The sequence below is a fragment of the Pseudomonas sp. MRSN 12121 genome, from assembly GCF_000931465.1.
Classification (GTDB): Bacteria; Pseudomonadota; Gammaproteobacteria; order Pseudomonadales; family Pseudomonadaceae; genus Aquipseudomonas.
In genome coordinates, this window is record NZ_CP010892.1 from 4,951,700 (window position 1) to 4,965,024 (window position 13,325).

Sequence of the window (13,325 nt, forward strand, 5' to 3'; positions counted from 1 at the left end):
ACGATGTCCGGCGCGAGCCCGGGAACATTGAGCTAAACCTGGGTTTCGTTGCTGATGCCATGGGGCACATGGCCGGTGGCGACCACCTCGCGAGCCAGCTCGCAATGACCGGCCTGATCGTCGAAAAACACATCCGCCGCGAAGGCTTCGAGAAAGGCGGCCTTTTCCAGGCCACCGAGGAACAGCGATTCATCCAGGCGGATGTCCCATTCGCGCAGGGTGCGGATCACCCGTTCGTGAGCAGGGGCCGAGCGGGCCGTCACCAGGGCGGTGCGGATCGGACAGCCATCGTCGGGAAACTCCCGCTGCAGCAGATTGAGCGCCGCGAGGAAGCCTTTGAACGGCCCGCCACGCAGCGGCTCGCGGGCCGACTCGCGCTCCTTGGCTTGAAAGGCTTCCAGGCCGCCGAGTTGGTACACCCGCTCCGACTCATCGGAAAACAGTACGGCATCACCGTCGAAGGCGATCCGCAATTCGCCGCTGGCGGCACGGCGCGCGCCGCCGGAAAGAATGGTCGCCGCAGCGAACCCTGCCTCCAGCGCGCTGCGCACATCCTCGGCATGGGTGGAAAGAAACAGGTCGCAGCCAAACGCGGCGAGATAAGGATAGGGGCTGCGCCCACCGACAAAAGCGGCCCGAGAGATATCCAGGCCGTAGTGCTGGATCGAATTGAAAACCCGCAGGCCGGTGTCGGCACTGTTGCGCGACACCAGCACCACCTCGACCCGCGCCCGGCCAAGGCTGGTATTGAGGCTCAAGAGTTTTTTCACCAGGGGGAAGGCGTCGCCCGTCTCGAGGATTTCTTCCTCATGATCGATCTGGTATTTGCGATAGGCCTCGACCCCCTCGGCCAGATAGACCTTGTGGCTTTCGCTCAGATCGAACAGCGCCCGCGACGAAATCGCCACGACCAGTTTACCGCCCAAGCTCTTTGCCATGTCGCTTCCCCCAATACGGCAATCAACCGTTATGCCGGTCGATGAATCTCAACGCCTGATACAAGGCCTGCATCTTCGGCAACTCGCATCCCGCGGCCCTGGCGGCGGCCAGCGGAGCGGCATAGATGGCCGACAGTTCCAGTGCGCGCTTGTGCTGATGATCGTGGTACATGCTCGGCCAGTAGTCCGGCATGCCTTCGGTCACCTTGAACAAGTGCTCAGCATAGCCGTCCGGCATGCTGTGACCACAGGCCTGAGCGCCCTGCACCACTTCGCGCATCAGGGCCTGGATCAGCTCGCGGCTGTCGGGGTCGGCCATCAATGGCGTGGTGCTGGCCTTGAGCAATACCGACAGGCCGTTATAAGGCACGTTCCACACCAGCTTCTGCCAGCGCGCCTGCTGCAGGTTGGCCATGGCCTGGGAACCGATCCCGGCCTTGCGGAACAATGCGGCGCCCTCTTCCACTATCGCCTGGCGCTGCGACTCGTCCCGCGCTGCCGGCCCGCTGTGATAACCCAGGTTCACCGCGCCCAGCGCTTGATGCTCGATCACTCCGGGCCCGGCCCGGTGCACACAGATGAAACACAGGCCGCCCAGCAGGTGCAGCGACTCGGGAAGCAGCTCGCGCAACTCCTCTTCCACATCCAGGCCGTTCTGCAGCAACAACACCCTGGCACCTGGCGCCGCCGCGCTCAGGATCGCGGGAGCCAATTCGGCGTTACTGGTGGTCTTGGCCCCGACCAGCAGCCAATCACAGGGCGGCATGTCTTCGGCATTGGCATAAGCCTGGACGGGATTCAGGGTCAGCGCGCCATGCACGGCACTATTGAGTTGCAAGCCTCGCTCGGTGACAGCGGCGAACTCGCTGCGTAGCAGAAAGTGTACGTCCAGGCCGGCTCGTGCCAGCAACATCCCATAAAAACCACCAATCGCGCCGGTACCGATAATGCCGATTCGCGGGCTGTGGACTGCTTCCATCAAGGTAACTCCTCTGGAATTCGATTCAGCGCCCGGGCCAGTTGCTCGCTGAGTTCACCAGCGCTCAGGCGCGACTGCAAGGCCCCATAGAACTCACCGTCGCGCACTACAAACAGTGCCGGCAGGTGAAATACCTGATAACGCTCGACCGCACCGCCGTTGTTCCCCGCGTCGATCCAGCACAACTGCTGGATCGGCAGGTCGAAGCCCGGCAACTGCTGCCTGGCCCAGCGACAGCTGGAGCAGCCGACACTGGTGAATACCACCAGCGAAACTCCGCTCATCGCCAGCAGCCGTTGATCGATATCGAAATCAGTCAGCTCCGATTCGACCACTATACTGGGGGAAACAATGTCACATAGCCGACACTCGGAGTTCGCGTTCATGGGACGTTTCATTCCTCATCCTGACGATGTTCCGGTTGAGCTGACCTTGCGCAAGCATGCCTGCATTTCGCGTCAACGGTTGCACACTATCAGCCTGGGAGGCATGGCTTGCAATTATCACCGTGCCTGGCGCCGCGGCACTGCCCTGGAAGTACGCATGCCCACTCTCGGTGAAAATGCCTGCTACAACGGCTATGTCGCCTGGTGCCTGCGACGCAAGCACGGCTACCTGGTGGGCATCGCCTTCATCGACGAACAGACGCTGTTCCGGGCTCGAATGAGCGAGCAGGTCTGCCAGATCGCGCGCTACTGCCACCTGCACGAACCCCAGGCCGAACAGCGACAGATCGAGGTCCTGGCCCAGCAATGGGTGGAGCAGCATGCCGCCGAGTTCTCCCACGCCCGGGTCCACCAGGCTTTTATGCAGCCAGCGCTGGATTAAACCCGCCTCTGCCCATTGTCGAGCCCCGGTGTAACGCGCTAAGGTTCGGCTCCCCGACGCGCTTAAATCCGCTGTGCACCGCCGCGCGGGGATCGCTGGCGGCCGGCACCCGTGACCTGACGAGTAACACGATGGCTGATTTACCGATCAACGACCTTAACGTCGCCTCCAACGAAACCCTGATCACTCCCGACCAGCTCAAGCGTGACATTCCGCTGAGCGACGCCGCCCTGCGCACCGTGACCAAGGGTCGCGAAGTGATCCGCAATATTCTCGATGGCACCGACCACCGCCTGTTTGTCGTCATCGGCCCCTGCTCCATCCACGACGTCAAAGCCGCCCATGAATATGCCGAGCGCCTGAAAGTCCTGGCCGCCGAGGTCTCCGACACCCTGTATCTGGTGATGCGCGTGTACTTCGAGAAACCGCGGACCACCGTTGGCTGGAAGGGCTTGATCAACGACCCGTACCTGGACGACTCGTTCAAGATCCAGGACGGCCTGCACATCGGTCGCCAGCTACTGCTGGATCTGGCCGAAATGGGCCTGCCGACCGCTACCGAAGCGCTGGACCCGATTTCCCCGCAATACCTGCAGGACCTCATCAGCTGGTCGGCGATTGGCGCGCGTACCACCGAATCCCAGACCCACCGCGAAATGGCTTCCGGCCTGTCCTCGGCGGTAGGTTTCAAGAACGGCACCGATGGCGGCCTGACCGTTGCTATCAACGCCCTGCAATCGGTATCCAGCCCTCACCGCTTCCTCGGCATCAACCAGGAAGGCGGTGTCTCGATTGTCACGACCAAGGGCAATGCCTACGGTCACGTGGTGCTGCGCGGTGGCAATGGCAAGCCGAACTATGATTCGGTCAGTGTCGCGCTCTGCGAACAAGCACTGAACAAGGCCAAGATCAAACCGAACATCATGGTCGACTGCAGCCACGCCAACTCCAACAAGGATCCGGCCCTGCAGCCTCTGGTCATGGAGAACGTGGCCAACCAGATTCTCGAGGGCAACCAGTCGATCATCGGCCTGATGGTTGAAAGCCACCTGAACTGGGGCTGCCAGGCGATCCCCAAGGACCTGGCCGAACTGCAATACGGCGTATCGATCACCGACGCCTGCATCGATTGGGAAAGCACCGAAAAAACCCTGCGTGGCATGCACGCCAAGCTCAAGGACGTCCTGCCGAAACGGGTTCGCAACTGATCCCATATCGCAGACACAAAAACGCCGGGCCAAGCCCGGCGTTTTTTTTGTGTCCCCGCTCAGAGTTTCGCGGCGTGACGCTGATGGCGCTCCATGTAGCGCTCCACATACGAGCACGACGGAATGACCGTGTAGCCCATGCGATCAGCATATTCCAACGCCTGTTCGGTCAGTGCGGCGGCAATACCACGGCCGCGCAACGCGTTGGGCACGAACGTCCGATAGATATCCAGGGTCTGCTTACCCAGGTCCATATAGGTCAGGTAGGCACGATGACCGTCCACATTGGTCTCGAACTGATGACCAGCCTGGTCATGGTGGATGGACAACGCCTCGCTCATCACTACTCCTCGCGGGTCTGATTCTGACCCCTACCTTACCGATGTTTTTCCGGCGAAGGAACAACTACGCCACCCCGTGCCTGTCCGGACACCAGGGAGAGCTTGCCGCTTCCGCATGACCGAGCACGTTTCAGATAGTAAGCACCATTGGCGCCAATGCTCAAGGGACGCTTGTGGTTTAGCTACTGGCATCAGGCCAGTTCACCTTCGATGCTTGCGCAAGCCCGCTCACGCTACATCCAACACATTCGTTCGAAGCGCTTGGCGATCAACAACCTGAACATCGCCGGATGTTGAGATTTAAGACGAACCCGGCCATTTAAAGTCACCTCAACATGGACAAAGATGCGTGAGACGCCCCACAGATTCTGAACAAAAGTGTAGACGAATCGATATAGATAGACTTTGCCCTACACTGCGCAAACACCGTGCGGAGGGGCTCCGGGGCAGATGCGCTTAACAAGCGCACGCTCCAACAGAACGACAAGGCTGCATATTTTTTATACAGCTCGATAAAAAGTTGCTCGAAAAAGATTCAACGCCTAGAATTTTTTTTGCTTCTTGCGCTACGTCAGTTTACTTACTACAAGTAATGGGTAGTATGTACGCCGGCCATTTCATCACTCGGATGAGATAGCTACTTAATAGAAAGTCCTTGAAGGGGAACACGATGAACAACGTTCTGAAATTCTCTGCTCTGGCTCTGGCCGCAGTTCTGGCTACCGGTTGCAGCAGCGTATCCAAAGAAACCGAAGCTCGTCTGACTGCTACTGAAGACGCAGCAGCTCGTGCTCAGGCTCGTGCAGACGAAGCCTATCGTAAAGCTGATGAAGCTCTGGCTGCTGCTCAAAAAGCACAACAGACTGCTGACGAAGCTAACGAGCGCGCTCTGCGTATGCTGGAAAAAGCTAGCCGCAAGTAATAGTCCTTCGGGATTGTTATCGAGCCGGCCCATTCATTGGGCCGGCTTTTTTATTGCCCGCTTTTCTTGCGGCAATAAAAAACCCGTCGATACGCTGAAGCATCGACGGGCTTCCATTCCAGCCGTTACTGCTGCATATCGATAGGCAAGGCCGAAACCACCGGGGCATTGGTGGGTACGGCGATCTCTACCGGCAAGCCATCTTCGGCTGCCACCACGTCGCGCACCACATCCCAATTCATACGCAGGTTATTGGCCAGGTCTTCACGCTTGAGCAGCGCGTTGATCACTGCCGTGTGTTTGTCCACGACCGACGGGTTCCCCTTGTCGTCCAGCGGCGTATGGGCTTCCAGGTAGACCTTGCCACCGCTGACGCCAAACTTGTACGGATCGTTGAGAATACGTACCGAGGTTCCCACCGGCACCATGCTCGCCATTTCCAGGACATTGTTGTTGAACATCCGGAAGCAGCCATGGCTGGTCCGCATACCGATACCGAATTTCTTGTTGGAACCGTGGATCAGGTAACCCGGCGTACCCAAGGTGAACTTGAAGGGGCCCAATGGATTGTCCGGCCCCGCCGGCACTACATTTGGTAGCGGATCGCCGTCAGCCGCGTGCTCGGCCTTGATCGAGGCCGGAGGCGTCCAGGTCGGATTGGGGGTTTTCGCGACAATGCTGGTATGCGCGATCGGCGAGCCCCAGCCTTCCCGGCCAATACCCAGCGGGAAGGTGTACACCACGTTCCGCCCCTTCGGGTAGTAGTACAAACGATACTCGGCCAGGTTGATCACAATGCCTTCGCGAGGTCCCGGCGGCAGGATGAAGCGCGTCGGCAACACCACTTCGGTCCCCGCGCCCGGCAGCCACGGATCGACACCCGGATTGGCCGCGACCATCTCGTAGTAGCCCAGGTCATAGGTGGTACCCAGGTCGGCAAAGGTGTCTTCGTACTTGGCCTTGATCACCTGCACCTGGCCGACGATATCTTCGCCCGGCGGAGGGAGAGGCAGTTCCAATGCGGCAACGGGGCCGGCCACACACAATGCGGCGAGCGTCAGGCAGCGGGTGACGACAGGAAAGCGCGGCAACATCCGGAAAATCCTTCGCATGATCAACGAATAAAAAAGTGATTGTACACCCGCCCCCTTGACTGCGGGAGCGACAGCTGCGGCAACCTCGGAGGGTGCCCGGGCAGCAACTTGCGGCCTTACAACTCGAAACGCAACTCTGGCCAGATCGGTGGCGTGCCACGCTTCTGCGACTCGAGGATCGCACGGCATAACGGGCACAGGCGCTGGTCCTGGAAAATGGTCCGGTCGACGCTCGACCAGCGCGGCTGCGCGGGCAACAAGCTGCCACACAGCGTGCGATCAGCGGAACCGCCCAGCTCCAACTGACGCGCCACCAGATGCACCCGGACTTCCTGGCAGGCGAACAGGTCGAGCTGTTCGTCAGGCTCGATCAGTTGGTAGGCAAACAGTGACCAGGCGGGACGCGGCATCGGGGGCTCCAAATCGGGGGCGCCACATTAGCCGAAACACTGCCGGTAGAAAAGCGTCAAAGCAGCGGTTTTAGCGTCGGCCAGACATTTTCCAGCAACTTGCCCTGGGCACTGGCCGCAGGGTGGATACCGTCGGCCTGCATCAGCTCCGGATGACCGCCGACCCCCTCCAGGAAAAACGGTACCAGCGCGATGCTTTTCTCGTCCGCCAGCTTGCTATACACCTCGGCGAACGCCCGGGTGTAGCGCACACCGTAGTTCGGTGGCAGTTGCATGCCCAGCAGCAACACCTTGGCGCCGCTGGCCTTGGAGTTGTCGATCATCGAAGCAAGATTTTGTTGCAATTGCGTCGGTAGCTGTCCACGCAACCCGTCATTGCCACCCAACTCGAGAATCACCAGCTCCGGCTTATGCTCTGCAAGCAGCGCCGGCAGCCGCGCCTGGCCTCCTGCACTGGTGTCTCCGCTGATGGAAGCATTGACCACCTTGTCGTTGAAACCTTCGTTCTTGAGCCGCTGTTCGAGCAGCGCCACCCACCCTTGCCGGGTATCCAGGCCGAAAGCCGCGCTGATACTATCGCCAACGATCAGGACTGTACCCGCCGCTGCGTTCTGGGCCATGCACATCAGGGCCAGGCCAGCACTCAAAAACCACACACGCATCGGATTCTCCATGGGCGCAAGCATTCTCAGTGCGCGGAACCTTAGCAAAGTGGTTCCCAGCGCGGAAGGTGAACTGACCATCCTGCATGAACTCAGCCTGGAGCTGAACAAAGGCGACAGCCTGGCCATCGTCGGCAGTTCCGGCTCTGGAAAATCCACTCTGCTCGGCCTGCTGGCAGGGCTCGACCTGCCCAGCAGCGGTGAGGTCACCCTGGCTGGCCGCTCGCTGAGCACCCTGGACGAAGACCAGCGCGCCCGGGTACGCGCAGAGCACGTGGGTTTCGTCTTTCAGTCATTCCAATTGCTCGACAGCCTCAACGCCCTGGAAAACGTCATGTTGCCCATGGAGCTGGACGGCCGTCGCGATGCTCGCGAACGAGCAACGGAACTGCTGCAGCGCGTCGGGCTCGGACAACGCCTGAGTCACTCGCCGCGCCAGCTCTCCGGCGGAGAACAGCAGCGCGTGGCCATCGCCCGCGCTTTTGCCGCCGAACCCGACGTGCTGTTCGCCGACGAGCCGACCGGCAACCTCGACAGCCATACCGGCGAGCGCATCAGCGACCTGCTGTTCGAACTGAACAAGGAAAGCGGCACGACACTGGTGCTGGTCACCCATGACGAACGCCTGGCCCATCGTTGCCGGCGCCTGATCCGTCTCGAAGCCGGCCTGCTGGTCGCCCCCCTGGAGCCTTGATGGCACGCCTGCCGCTGTTGCGCCTGTTCAGCCTCGCCGTTCGCCAACTGCTGCGCGATGCCCGCGCCGGCGAGCTGCGGGTATTGTTCTTCGCTCTGGTGGTGGCGGTCGCCGCCAGTACCGCCATCGGTTATTTCGGCGCCCGCCTCAATGGCGCGATGCTGCTGCGCGCCACGGAATTTCTCGGCGCCGACCTGCTGCTAGAAAGCAGCTCTCCGGCGAGGCCCGAGCAGCTACAAAGCGGCAAGGAACTGGGCCTGCAACATGCGCAGGTCGTAGAGTTCTCCAGCGTGATCGCCACCGACAACGGCATCCTGCTTTCCAGTATCAAGGCCGCGGACGACGCTTATCCACTGCGGGGAGAACTGAAAAGCGCTCCGGCGCCGTATGCCGCAGAAGAATCCGGCGGCGGCCCGCAACCCGGCGAAGCCTGGGTCGAGGCTCGCCTGCTGACCGCGCTGGACCTGAAAATCGGCGACAGCATCGACGTCGGCATGAAAACCCTGCGCCTGAGCCGCGTATTGACTTACGAGCCCGATCGCGCCGGCAACTTCTATAGCCTGACTCCCAGGGTGCTGATCAACCTGAGCGACCTGGATGCCACCGGGGTGGTGCAACCGGGCAGCCGCGTCAGCTACAAGGAGCTCTGGCGCGGCCCGGGAACGGCGCTGGAAACCTACCGTCAATTGATCAAGCCGGGGCTGGCAGCCAATCAGCGCCTGCAAGACGCTCGGGACGGCAACCGGCAGATCGGCGGGGCACTGGGCAAGGCCGAACGCTATCTGAACATGGCCAGCCTGGTCGCGGTGCTGCTCGCAGGTGTGGCAGTCGCCCTGTCTGCTGCACGCTTCGCCGCTCGGCGCTTCGATGCCAGCGCGCTGTTGCGCTGCCTGGGCCTGTCGCGCCGGGAAACCATGCTGCTGTTCACCCTGCAACTGGCCCTGCTCGGCATCCTGGCCAGCCTTGTCGGCGCACTGCTGGGCTGGCTCGCCCAGCTGGGGTTGTTTTACTTGCTGCATGACCTTCTGCCAGCCGATGTTCCGCCCGGAGGCTTGCTCCCCGCCGTAGCCGGCATCGGTACCGGCCTGGTGGCGCTAGGCGGTTTCGCCCTGCCGCCACTGGCAGCGCTGGGCCGCGTCCCTCCCTTGCGGGTGCTGCGTCGCGACCTTTTGCCGATCCCACCGAGCACCTGGATGGTTTACGGCACGGCCTTGCTGGCCCTGGGCCTGATCATGTGGCGCCTGAGTCTCGACCTGGTGCTGACCTTCGCCTTGCTGGGCGGCGGCGTCATCGCGGCGCTGGTTCTGGGGGGCTTGCTGTTGCTCGCCCTGCAAAGCCTGCGGCGCCTGCTGGCCAGGGCCTCATTACCATGGCGCCTGGGCCTGGGCCAGTTGCTGCGGCATCCGTTGGCCGCCGCCGGGCAGTCCCTGGCCTTCGGGCTGATCCTGCTGTCGATGGCCCTGATCGCCCTGTTGCGTGGCGAGCTGCTCGACACCTGGCAAAACCAGTTACCCAAAAATGCACCGAACTACTTTGCCCTGAATATCCTGCCTGCGGATAAACAGGCGTTCACCGACAAACTGCTGGCGTTGTCCGCCTCTTCCGCGCCGCTGTACCCGGTAGTGCCAGGCCGGTTGATCAGCATCAACGGCGAGCCGGTCCGGGACATTGTCAGCAAGGATTCCAGCGGCGACCGCGCCGTGCAGCGAGACCTGAGCCTGACCTGGGCCGCGGAGTTGCCTGCTGGCAACAAAATAACCAGTGGCGCGTGGTGGGCAACCCAGCCTGAAGGGGATTTGCCTGGCGTCTCGGTCGAGGCCAAAGTGGCCGAGAGCCTGAAACTCAAGCTGGGCGACCGGATGACGTTCAGCGTTGGCGGGGTCAATCGCGAAGCCAGGGTGACCAGCCTGCGGGAAATCAACTGGGACAACTTCCAACCCAACTTCTTCATGATCTTCCAGCCGGGCACGCTGCGGGACCTGCCTGCCACCTATCTGACCAGCTTCTATCTGGCTGCCGGTCACGATCAGCAGGTGGTCGAGTTATCCAGGGCTTTCCCGGCGGTGACCATCCTGCAGGTCGAGGCCCTGCTCGAACAACTGCGCAGCATCCTGGCCCAGGTCACCCTGGCCGTGGAGTACGTACTGCTGTTTGTGCTCGCCGCCGGCCTGGCCGTGTTGTTTTCCGGACTGCAAGCCACCCTGGACGAACGTATTCGCCAGGGTGCGCTGCTGCGTGCGCTCGGAGCGGAGCGGCGATTGCTGGTCAAGGCACGGCGTATCGAGTTCGGGCTGTTGGGAGCCGTCAGTGGACTGCTGGCGGCACTGGGATCGGAAGTGGTGAGCCTGGTGCTGTATCGGTATGCGTTCGATCTGCCCTGGCATCCGCATCCCTGGCTCTTGCTCCTGCCCGTGATTGGCGCCCTGCTGGTCGGCGGAGCCGGGGTCTATGGAACCCGCCGGGCGCTGAACGCCAGCCCCCTGACCGTACTGCGCGAGGGGTAGCCCCTCGCCCGCGGCTTACTTCACGTATTCGATCTGGTTGATCCACCAGCACATTTCACCGCCAGGCGTCTGGACCATCGCCTCGTCGCCCACCTCCTTCCTCAACAGCGCCCGAGCCATGGGCGAATCGATGGAGATGTAATCCTTCTGCCCGTATATCTCGTCATAACCCACGATACGGAATCGTTTGGTTTCACCCTCTTCATTCTCGATATCGACCCAGGCACCGAAAAAAACCCGGCCTTCCTGTTCTGGCGAATAGGACACCACCTTCATGTCTTCGAGACGCTTGCGCAGGTAGCGAACCCGACGATCGATTTCTCTCAGCAGTTTCTTGTTGTACTGATAATCGGCGTTTTCACTCCGGTCTCCCAAGGACGCCGCCCAGGTGACTTTCTGCGTCACATCCGGACGCTTTTCCCGCCAGAGGTAGTCCAGCTCGTTTTTCAGAGCCTCGAACCCCTCCTGAGTGATGAGCTTGGTACTCAATGGTTGGATTCCCCGTGCAACGCCTTATGGCTATTCAGCATTGTTGGATCGGGAGCCAGCGCCTACCGTGGCGCTCGCCCCTGCCTTGAACGCGCCATGATAAATGAAGCGTCTCGATCGACTCCACCTCGTTAACATCTGGAACAATGTTATCGATTCACACACTAAAGAATGGCAGTTACGAACGGCATACGCCCTACACAATTCTTGGATATTCCAACTAAAGACTTACAGAAGCCAAGTAACAGAAAGATCGAGTTATAGTTTCGCCAGCTCCCCATCCAATGGCCCCTCCAACTCTTCCCCCCTCAGTCTCCTCACTGCGGAATCTCCTGCCGCTCCTCAAGGCCCAGAGAATGGGGCTACACAGGACTGTCCGTGAAATTGGCGAAACATTATTCATGCGCCTTGAGCACTTATAAGATTCGTCTGATTTGATTTTCAGAGGGGTCGGATAATATACATAAAAACAATCACCTGAATATCGAGATGCATTGTATGGGAAGTATCATTATCGTCGACGATCACCCGTTGATTCGACTTGCTATAAGAACCGTCCTCGAGCCTCACGAACATAACATTGTCGCGGAAGCGGATAACGGAGCCGATGCCGTCCAGCTGGTGCGCAAGCATCTCCCGGACCTGCTCATCCTGGACCTGAACATACCCAATCTCGACGGGTTTTCCGTTATTTCCCATATAAAGTCTGCAGGGCTGCCTATAAAGACACTGGTGCTGACCTCCAGTAACTCCAAGAACTTCGCCCTGCGCTGTTTACAAGCGGGTGCCGCGGGTTTTCTGTGCAAGAACGACAATCTGCACGAATTGGCCAACGCGGTAAAAGCCATATTGTCGGGCTACAGCTACTTCCCCGAAGACACCATCAGCACCTTGCAACAGAATACGAACGCCGCCTGCCAGGAAAGCGTGTTGATCGCTCAACTGACCGATCGAGAAATCACCGTATTGAAACTGCTGGCAAGCGGCCTCAACAATCAGAAAATAGCGGACGCCCTGTTGATCAGCCATAAGACTGTCAGCACTTATAAAGTCAGGCTGCTAAAGCGATTCAACGTATCCAATCTGGTAGCCCTGGCAGAACTCGCCAAACGCAATTCCGTCGTTTAAAACGGCGAGAGTTCGATTTCTCCAGCGGCGAAAAGCCTCTTCCCAACAGACGGTTGATCACCTGCGGTACTTACCGACGGGTGATCAGCCCCTGCCGAGCCACGCGGGTCAGATGCCTGATGACTTCAGCGGCATTTTCCGAGCTTGGAGCCTGTATCACTGCCAGATCAAAACTGTCGTTGGCAAAACGAGCCAGCGACTCGCCGTCTTCGATGAATTGAATCAGAAAGGCCGAAGGCCCGGTGCTGCGGCGCGGCCAACCATCGAGATAGCGCAGCAATGTTGGCTGGTGCGTACCACCAAGGAGAATCTTTGGATTGCGCTGGATAAGGTTCGCCGTGATTGGCGCAAGACGTACAGGAGGGTGAAGTGCATTCATCGTGTCGTGTCTCTGCCTCAATTTTCTGCCGGGCAGGTGAGAGGCAACACCGAACCAGCGCTTTAGCGGTATTTCGAAGCTGGTTTGAAGCTTCTATCGGCGATGTTCCTGATCACCTGGCGCCCCGCAAGTAGCTGTTTAAATCGGCGCATGAGCAGCAATCCTAGAGAGCCCATGGGGGAGTGTCAAGAATCCACGGTAACGAAAAGACCCGCAACAAGCGGGCCTTTGAGTGTCTGTTGGAAGTTACTTGGCGATGGCGCCATCGACGGACAATCTGCCCGCCCCTTCGACCAGCACGGCAACAGTCCCGCCTAACAGGGCAAGGGCAAACTCATAGCCGTTGTTCGCCATGAACAGGCCATTGCTGATATGCACGGAGAAAATCGCCACCAGCAAAGTAAAGCTCAGCCCCAGTGCGGCAGGCCGCGCCAGCAACCCGATAATCAGCGCCAGGCCACCGAAGAACTCGGTGCCGCCCGACAGCAGCGCCATCAGGTACCCAGGCGCCAGACCGATGCTTTCCATCCATTGCGCAGTCCCCGCCAAGCCGTTACCGCCAAACAGGCCAAAAAGCTTTTGCGCGCCATGGGCGGCGAAAATGATGCCGACAAAAATCCGCAAGACAGTCAGGCCATAGCCTGCACGGGTGCTCAGTACAGTTTTAATCAGTGTGCTCATGCTGCGTCGTCCTTTCTAAGGTTGAGTGCTGGCCGCCATATTAATCATAAAAACTCATGCTAATAGCG

At 60.0% G+C, this 13,325-nt stretch carries 16 protein-coding genes; 6 read left to right on the forward strand and 10 right to left on the reverse strand.

Annotation, left to right across the window (positions count from 1 at the left end; translation table 11 throughout):
* Positions 1 to 32: 32 nt before the first annotated feature.
* Genes TO66_RS22375 through TO66_RS22385 form a run of 3 tightly spaced genes read right to left on the reverse strand, consistent with a single transcriptional unit; the run spans position 33 to position 2,303 of the window.
* A complete protein-coding gene (locus tag TO66_RS22375; protein WP_044464313.1) occupies positions 33 to 938 on the reverse strand; it encodes a 5'-nucleotidase in 906 nt (301 codons plus the stop codon).
* 22 nt (positions 939 to 960) lie between these two features.
* Entirely contained in the window at positions 961 to 1,917 is a 957-nt protein-coding gene (locus tag TO66_RS22380) for a putative 2-dehydropantoate 2-reductase (protein WP_044464314.1), read from the reverse strand.
* Positions 1,917 to 2,303 (reverse strand): co-chaperone YbbN, encoded by a 387-nt coding sequence (locus TO66_RS22385; RefSeq protein ID WP_044464315.1) that lies wholly within the window; start codon positions 2,301 to 2,303, stop codon positions 1,917 to 1,919. Before TO66_RS22385 ends, TO66_RS22380 begins: the two co-directional genes overlap by 1 nt.
* On the opposite strand from TO66_RS22385, the gene TO66_RS22390 reads away from it, so the two are divergent.
* Positions 2,302 to 2,745 (forward strand): PilZ domain-containing protein, encoded by a 444-nt coding sequence (locus TO66_RS22390; protein WP_044464316.1) that lies wholly within the window; start codon positions 2,302 to 2,304, stop codon positions 2,743 to 2,745. The genes TO66_RS22385 and TO66_RS22390 overlap by 2 nt on opposite strands.
* Before the next feature lie 131 nt (positions 2,746 to 2,876).
* The gene (locus TO66_RS22395) at positions 2,877 to 3,953 is read left to right on the forward strand and encodes a 3-deoxy-7-phosphoheptulonate synthase (protein ID WP_044464317.1); all 1,077 of its coding nucleotides are present in this window, start codon (positions 2,877 to 2,879) and stop codon (positions 3,951 to 3,953) included.
* Positions 3,954 to 4,012: 59 nt separating this feature from the next.
* On the opposite strand, the gene TO66_RS22400 is transcribed toward TO66_RS22395, so the two are convergent.
* On the reverse strand, positions 4,013 to 4,294 hold the full coding sequence (locus tag TO66_RS22400) for a GNAT family N-acetyltransferase (protein ID WP_007931380.1): 282 nt from the start codon (positions 4,292 to 4,294) through the stop codon (positions 4,013 to 4,015).
* Between the two features lie 670 nt (positions 4,295 to 4,964).
* Between TO66_RS22400 and oprI the strand changes: the two genes are divergently transcribed.
* The gene (gene oprI, locus TO66_RS32825; protein ID WP_003448337.1) at positions 4,965 to 5,216 is read left to right on the forward strand and encodes an outer membrane lipoprotei OprI; all 252 of its coding nucleotides are present in this window, start codon (positions 4,965 to 4,967) and stop codon (positions 5,214 to 5,216) included.
* 125 nt (positions 5,217 to 5,341) lie between these two features.
* On the opposite strand, the gene TO66_RS22410 is transcribed toward oprI, so the two are convergent.
* The 3 genes from TO66_RS22410 to TO66_RS22420 form a co-directional block, all read right to left on the reverse strand.
* Positions 5,342 to 6,310: a L,D-transpeptidase family protein gene (locus tag TO66_RS22410; RefSeq protein WP_044464318.1), complete on the reverse strand. Its 969-nt coding sequence runs from the start codon at positions 6,308 to 6,310 to the stop codon at positions 5,342 to 5,344.
* A gap of 116 nt (positions 6,311 to 6,426) precedes the next feature.
* Positions 6,427 to 6,720 (reverse strand): hypothetical protein, encoded by a 294-nt coding sequence (locus TO66_RS22415; RefSeq protein WP_044464319.1) that lies wholly within the window; start codon positions 6,718 to 6,720, stop codon positions 6,427 to 6,429.
* A 56-nt stretch (positions 6,721 to 6,776) separates the two neighbouring features.
* On the reverse strand, positions 6,777 to 7,382 hold the full coding sequence (locus TO66_RS22420; protein ID WP_044464320.1) for an arylesterase: 606 nt from the start codon (positions 7,380 to 7,382) through the stop codon (positions 6,777 to 6,779).
* 10 nt (positions 7,383 to 7,392) lie between these two features.
* Here TO66_RS22420 and TO66_RS22425 point away from each other — a divergent pair, with 10 nt between their 5' ends.
* On the forward strand, positions 7,393 to 8,076 hold the full coding sequence (locus TO66_RS22425) for an ABC transporter ATP-binding protein (RefSeq protein WP_044464321.1): 684 nt from the start codon (positions 7,393 to 7,395) through the stop codon (positions 8,074 to 8,076).
* Positions 8,076 to 10,580, forward strand: a complete 2,505-nt coding sequence (locus TO66_RS22430) for an ABC transporter permease (protein ID WP_044464322.1) — start codon at positions 8,076 to 8,078, stop codon at positions 10,578 to 10,580. Before TO66_RS22425 ends, TO66_RS22430 begins: the two co-directional genes overlap by 1 nt.
* A gap of 15 nt (positions 10,581 to 10,595) precedes the next feature.
* Here TO66_RS22430 and greB read toward each other — a convergent pair whose 3' ends face one another.
* Positions 10,596 to 11,069, reverse strand: a complete 474-nt coding sequence (gene greB / locus TO66_RS22435; protein WP_044464323.1) for a transcription elongation factor GreB — start codon at positions 11,067 to 11,069, stop codon at positions 10,596 to 10,598.
* Positions 11,070 to 11,567: 498 nt separating this feature from the next.
* Here greB and TO66_RS22440 point away from each other — a divergent pair, with 498 nt between their 5' ends.
* On the forward strand, positions 11,568 to 12,197 hold the full coding sequence (locus TO66_RS22440) for a response regulator transcription factor (RefSeq protein WP_044464324.1): 630 nt from the start codon (positions 11,568 to 11,570) through the stop codon (positions 12,195 to 12,197).
* 70 nt (positions 12,198 to 12,267) lie between these two features.
* Here TO66_RS22440 and TO66_RS22445 read toward each other — a convergent pair whose 3' ends face one another.
* Together TO66_RS22445 and TO66_RS22450 are read right to left on the reverse strand one after the other, a co-directional pair.
* Positions 12,268 to 12,576 carry a hypothetical protein gene (locus tag TO66_RS22445; protein ID WP_044464325.1) on the reverse strand — a complete coding sequence of 103 codons (309 nt, stop codon included), beginning with the start codon at positions 12,574 to 12,576 and terminating at the stop codon, positions 12,268 to 12,270.
* 246 nt (positions 12,577 to 12,822) lie between these two features.
* Positions 12,823 to 13,257, reverse strand: coding sequence for a DoxX family protein (locus TO66_RS22450; RefSeq protein WP_044464326.1), 435 nt, complete (start codon positions 13,255 to 13,257; stop codon positions 12,823 to 12,825).
* Positions 13,258 to 13,325 lie beyond the last annotated feature (68 nt).

Excerpts from the sequence above, each read along its gene's own strand:
- TO66_RS22375 (WP_044464313.1), bottom strand. The coding sequence starts at position 938 with ATGGCAAAGAGCTTGGGCGGTAAACTGGTCGTGGCGATTTCGTCGCGG.
- TO66_RS22380 (WP_044464314.1), bottom strand. The coding sequence starts at position 1,917 with ATGGAAGCAGTCCACAGCCCGCGAATCGGCATTATCGGTACCGGCGCG.
- TO66_RS22390 (WP_044464316.1), top strand. The coding sequence starts at position 2,302 with ATGGGACGTTTCATTCCTCATCCTGACGATGTTCCGGTTGAGCTGACC.
- TO66_RS22385 (WP_044464315.1), bottom strand. The coding sequence starts at position 2,303 with ATGAACGCGAACTCCGAGTGTCGGCTATGTGACATTGTTTCCCCCAGT.
- TO66_RS22395 (WP_044464317.1), top strand. The coding sequence starts at position 2,877 with ATGGCTGATTTACCGATCAACGACCTTAACGTCGCCTCCAACGAAACC.
- TO66_RS22400 (WP_007931380.1), bottom strand. The coding sequence starts at position 4,294 with ATGAGCGAGGCGTTGTCCATCCACCATGACCAGGCTGGTCATCAGTTC.
- oprI (WP_003448337.1), top strand. The coding sequence starts at position 4,965 with ATGAACAACGTTCTGAAATTCTCTGCTCTGGCTCTGGCCGCAGTTCTG.
- TO66_RS22410 (WP_044464318.1), bottom strand. The coding sequence starts at position 6,310 with ATGTTGCCGCGCTTTCCTGTCGTCACCCGCTGCCTGACGCTCGCCGCA.
- TO66_RS22415 (WP_044464319.1), bottom strand. The coding sequence starts at position 6,720 with ATGCCGCGTCCCGCCTGGTCACTGTTTGCCTACCAACTGATCGAGCCT.
- TO66_RS22420 (WP_044464320.1), bottom strand. The coding sequence starts at position 7,382 with ATGCGTGTGTGGTTTTTGAGTGCTGGCCTGGCCCTGATGTGCATGGCC.
- TO66_RS22425 (WP_044464321.1), top strand. The coding sequence starts at position 7,393 with ATGGGCGCAAGCATTCTCAGTGCGCGGAACCTTAGCAAAGTGGTTCCC.
- TO66_RS22430 (WP_044464322.1), top strand. The coding sequence starts at position 8,076 with ATGGCACGCCTGCCGCTGTTGCGCCTGTTCAGCCTCGCCGTTCGCCAA.
- TO66_RS22440 (WP_044464324.1), top strand. The coding sequence starts at position 11,568 with ATGGGAAGTATCATTATCGTCGACGATCACCCGTTGATTCGACTTGCT.
- TO66_RS22445 (WP_044464325.1), bottom strand. The coding sequence starts at position 12,576 with ATGAATGCACTTCACCCTCCTGTACGTCTTGCGCCAATCACGGCGAAC.
- TO66_RS22450 (WP_044464326.1), bottom strand. The coding sequence starts at position 13,257 with ATGAGCACACTGATTAAAACTGTACTGAGCACCCGTGCAGGCTATGGC.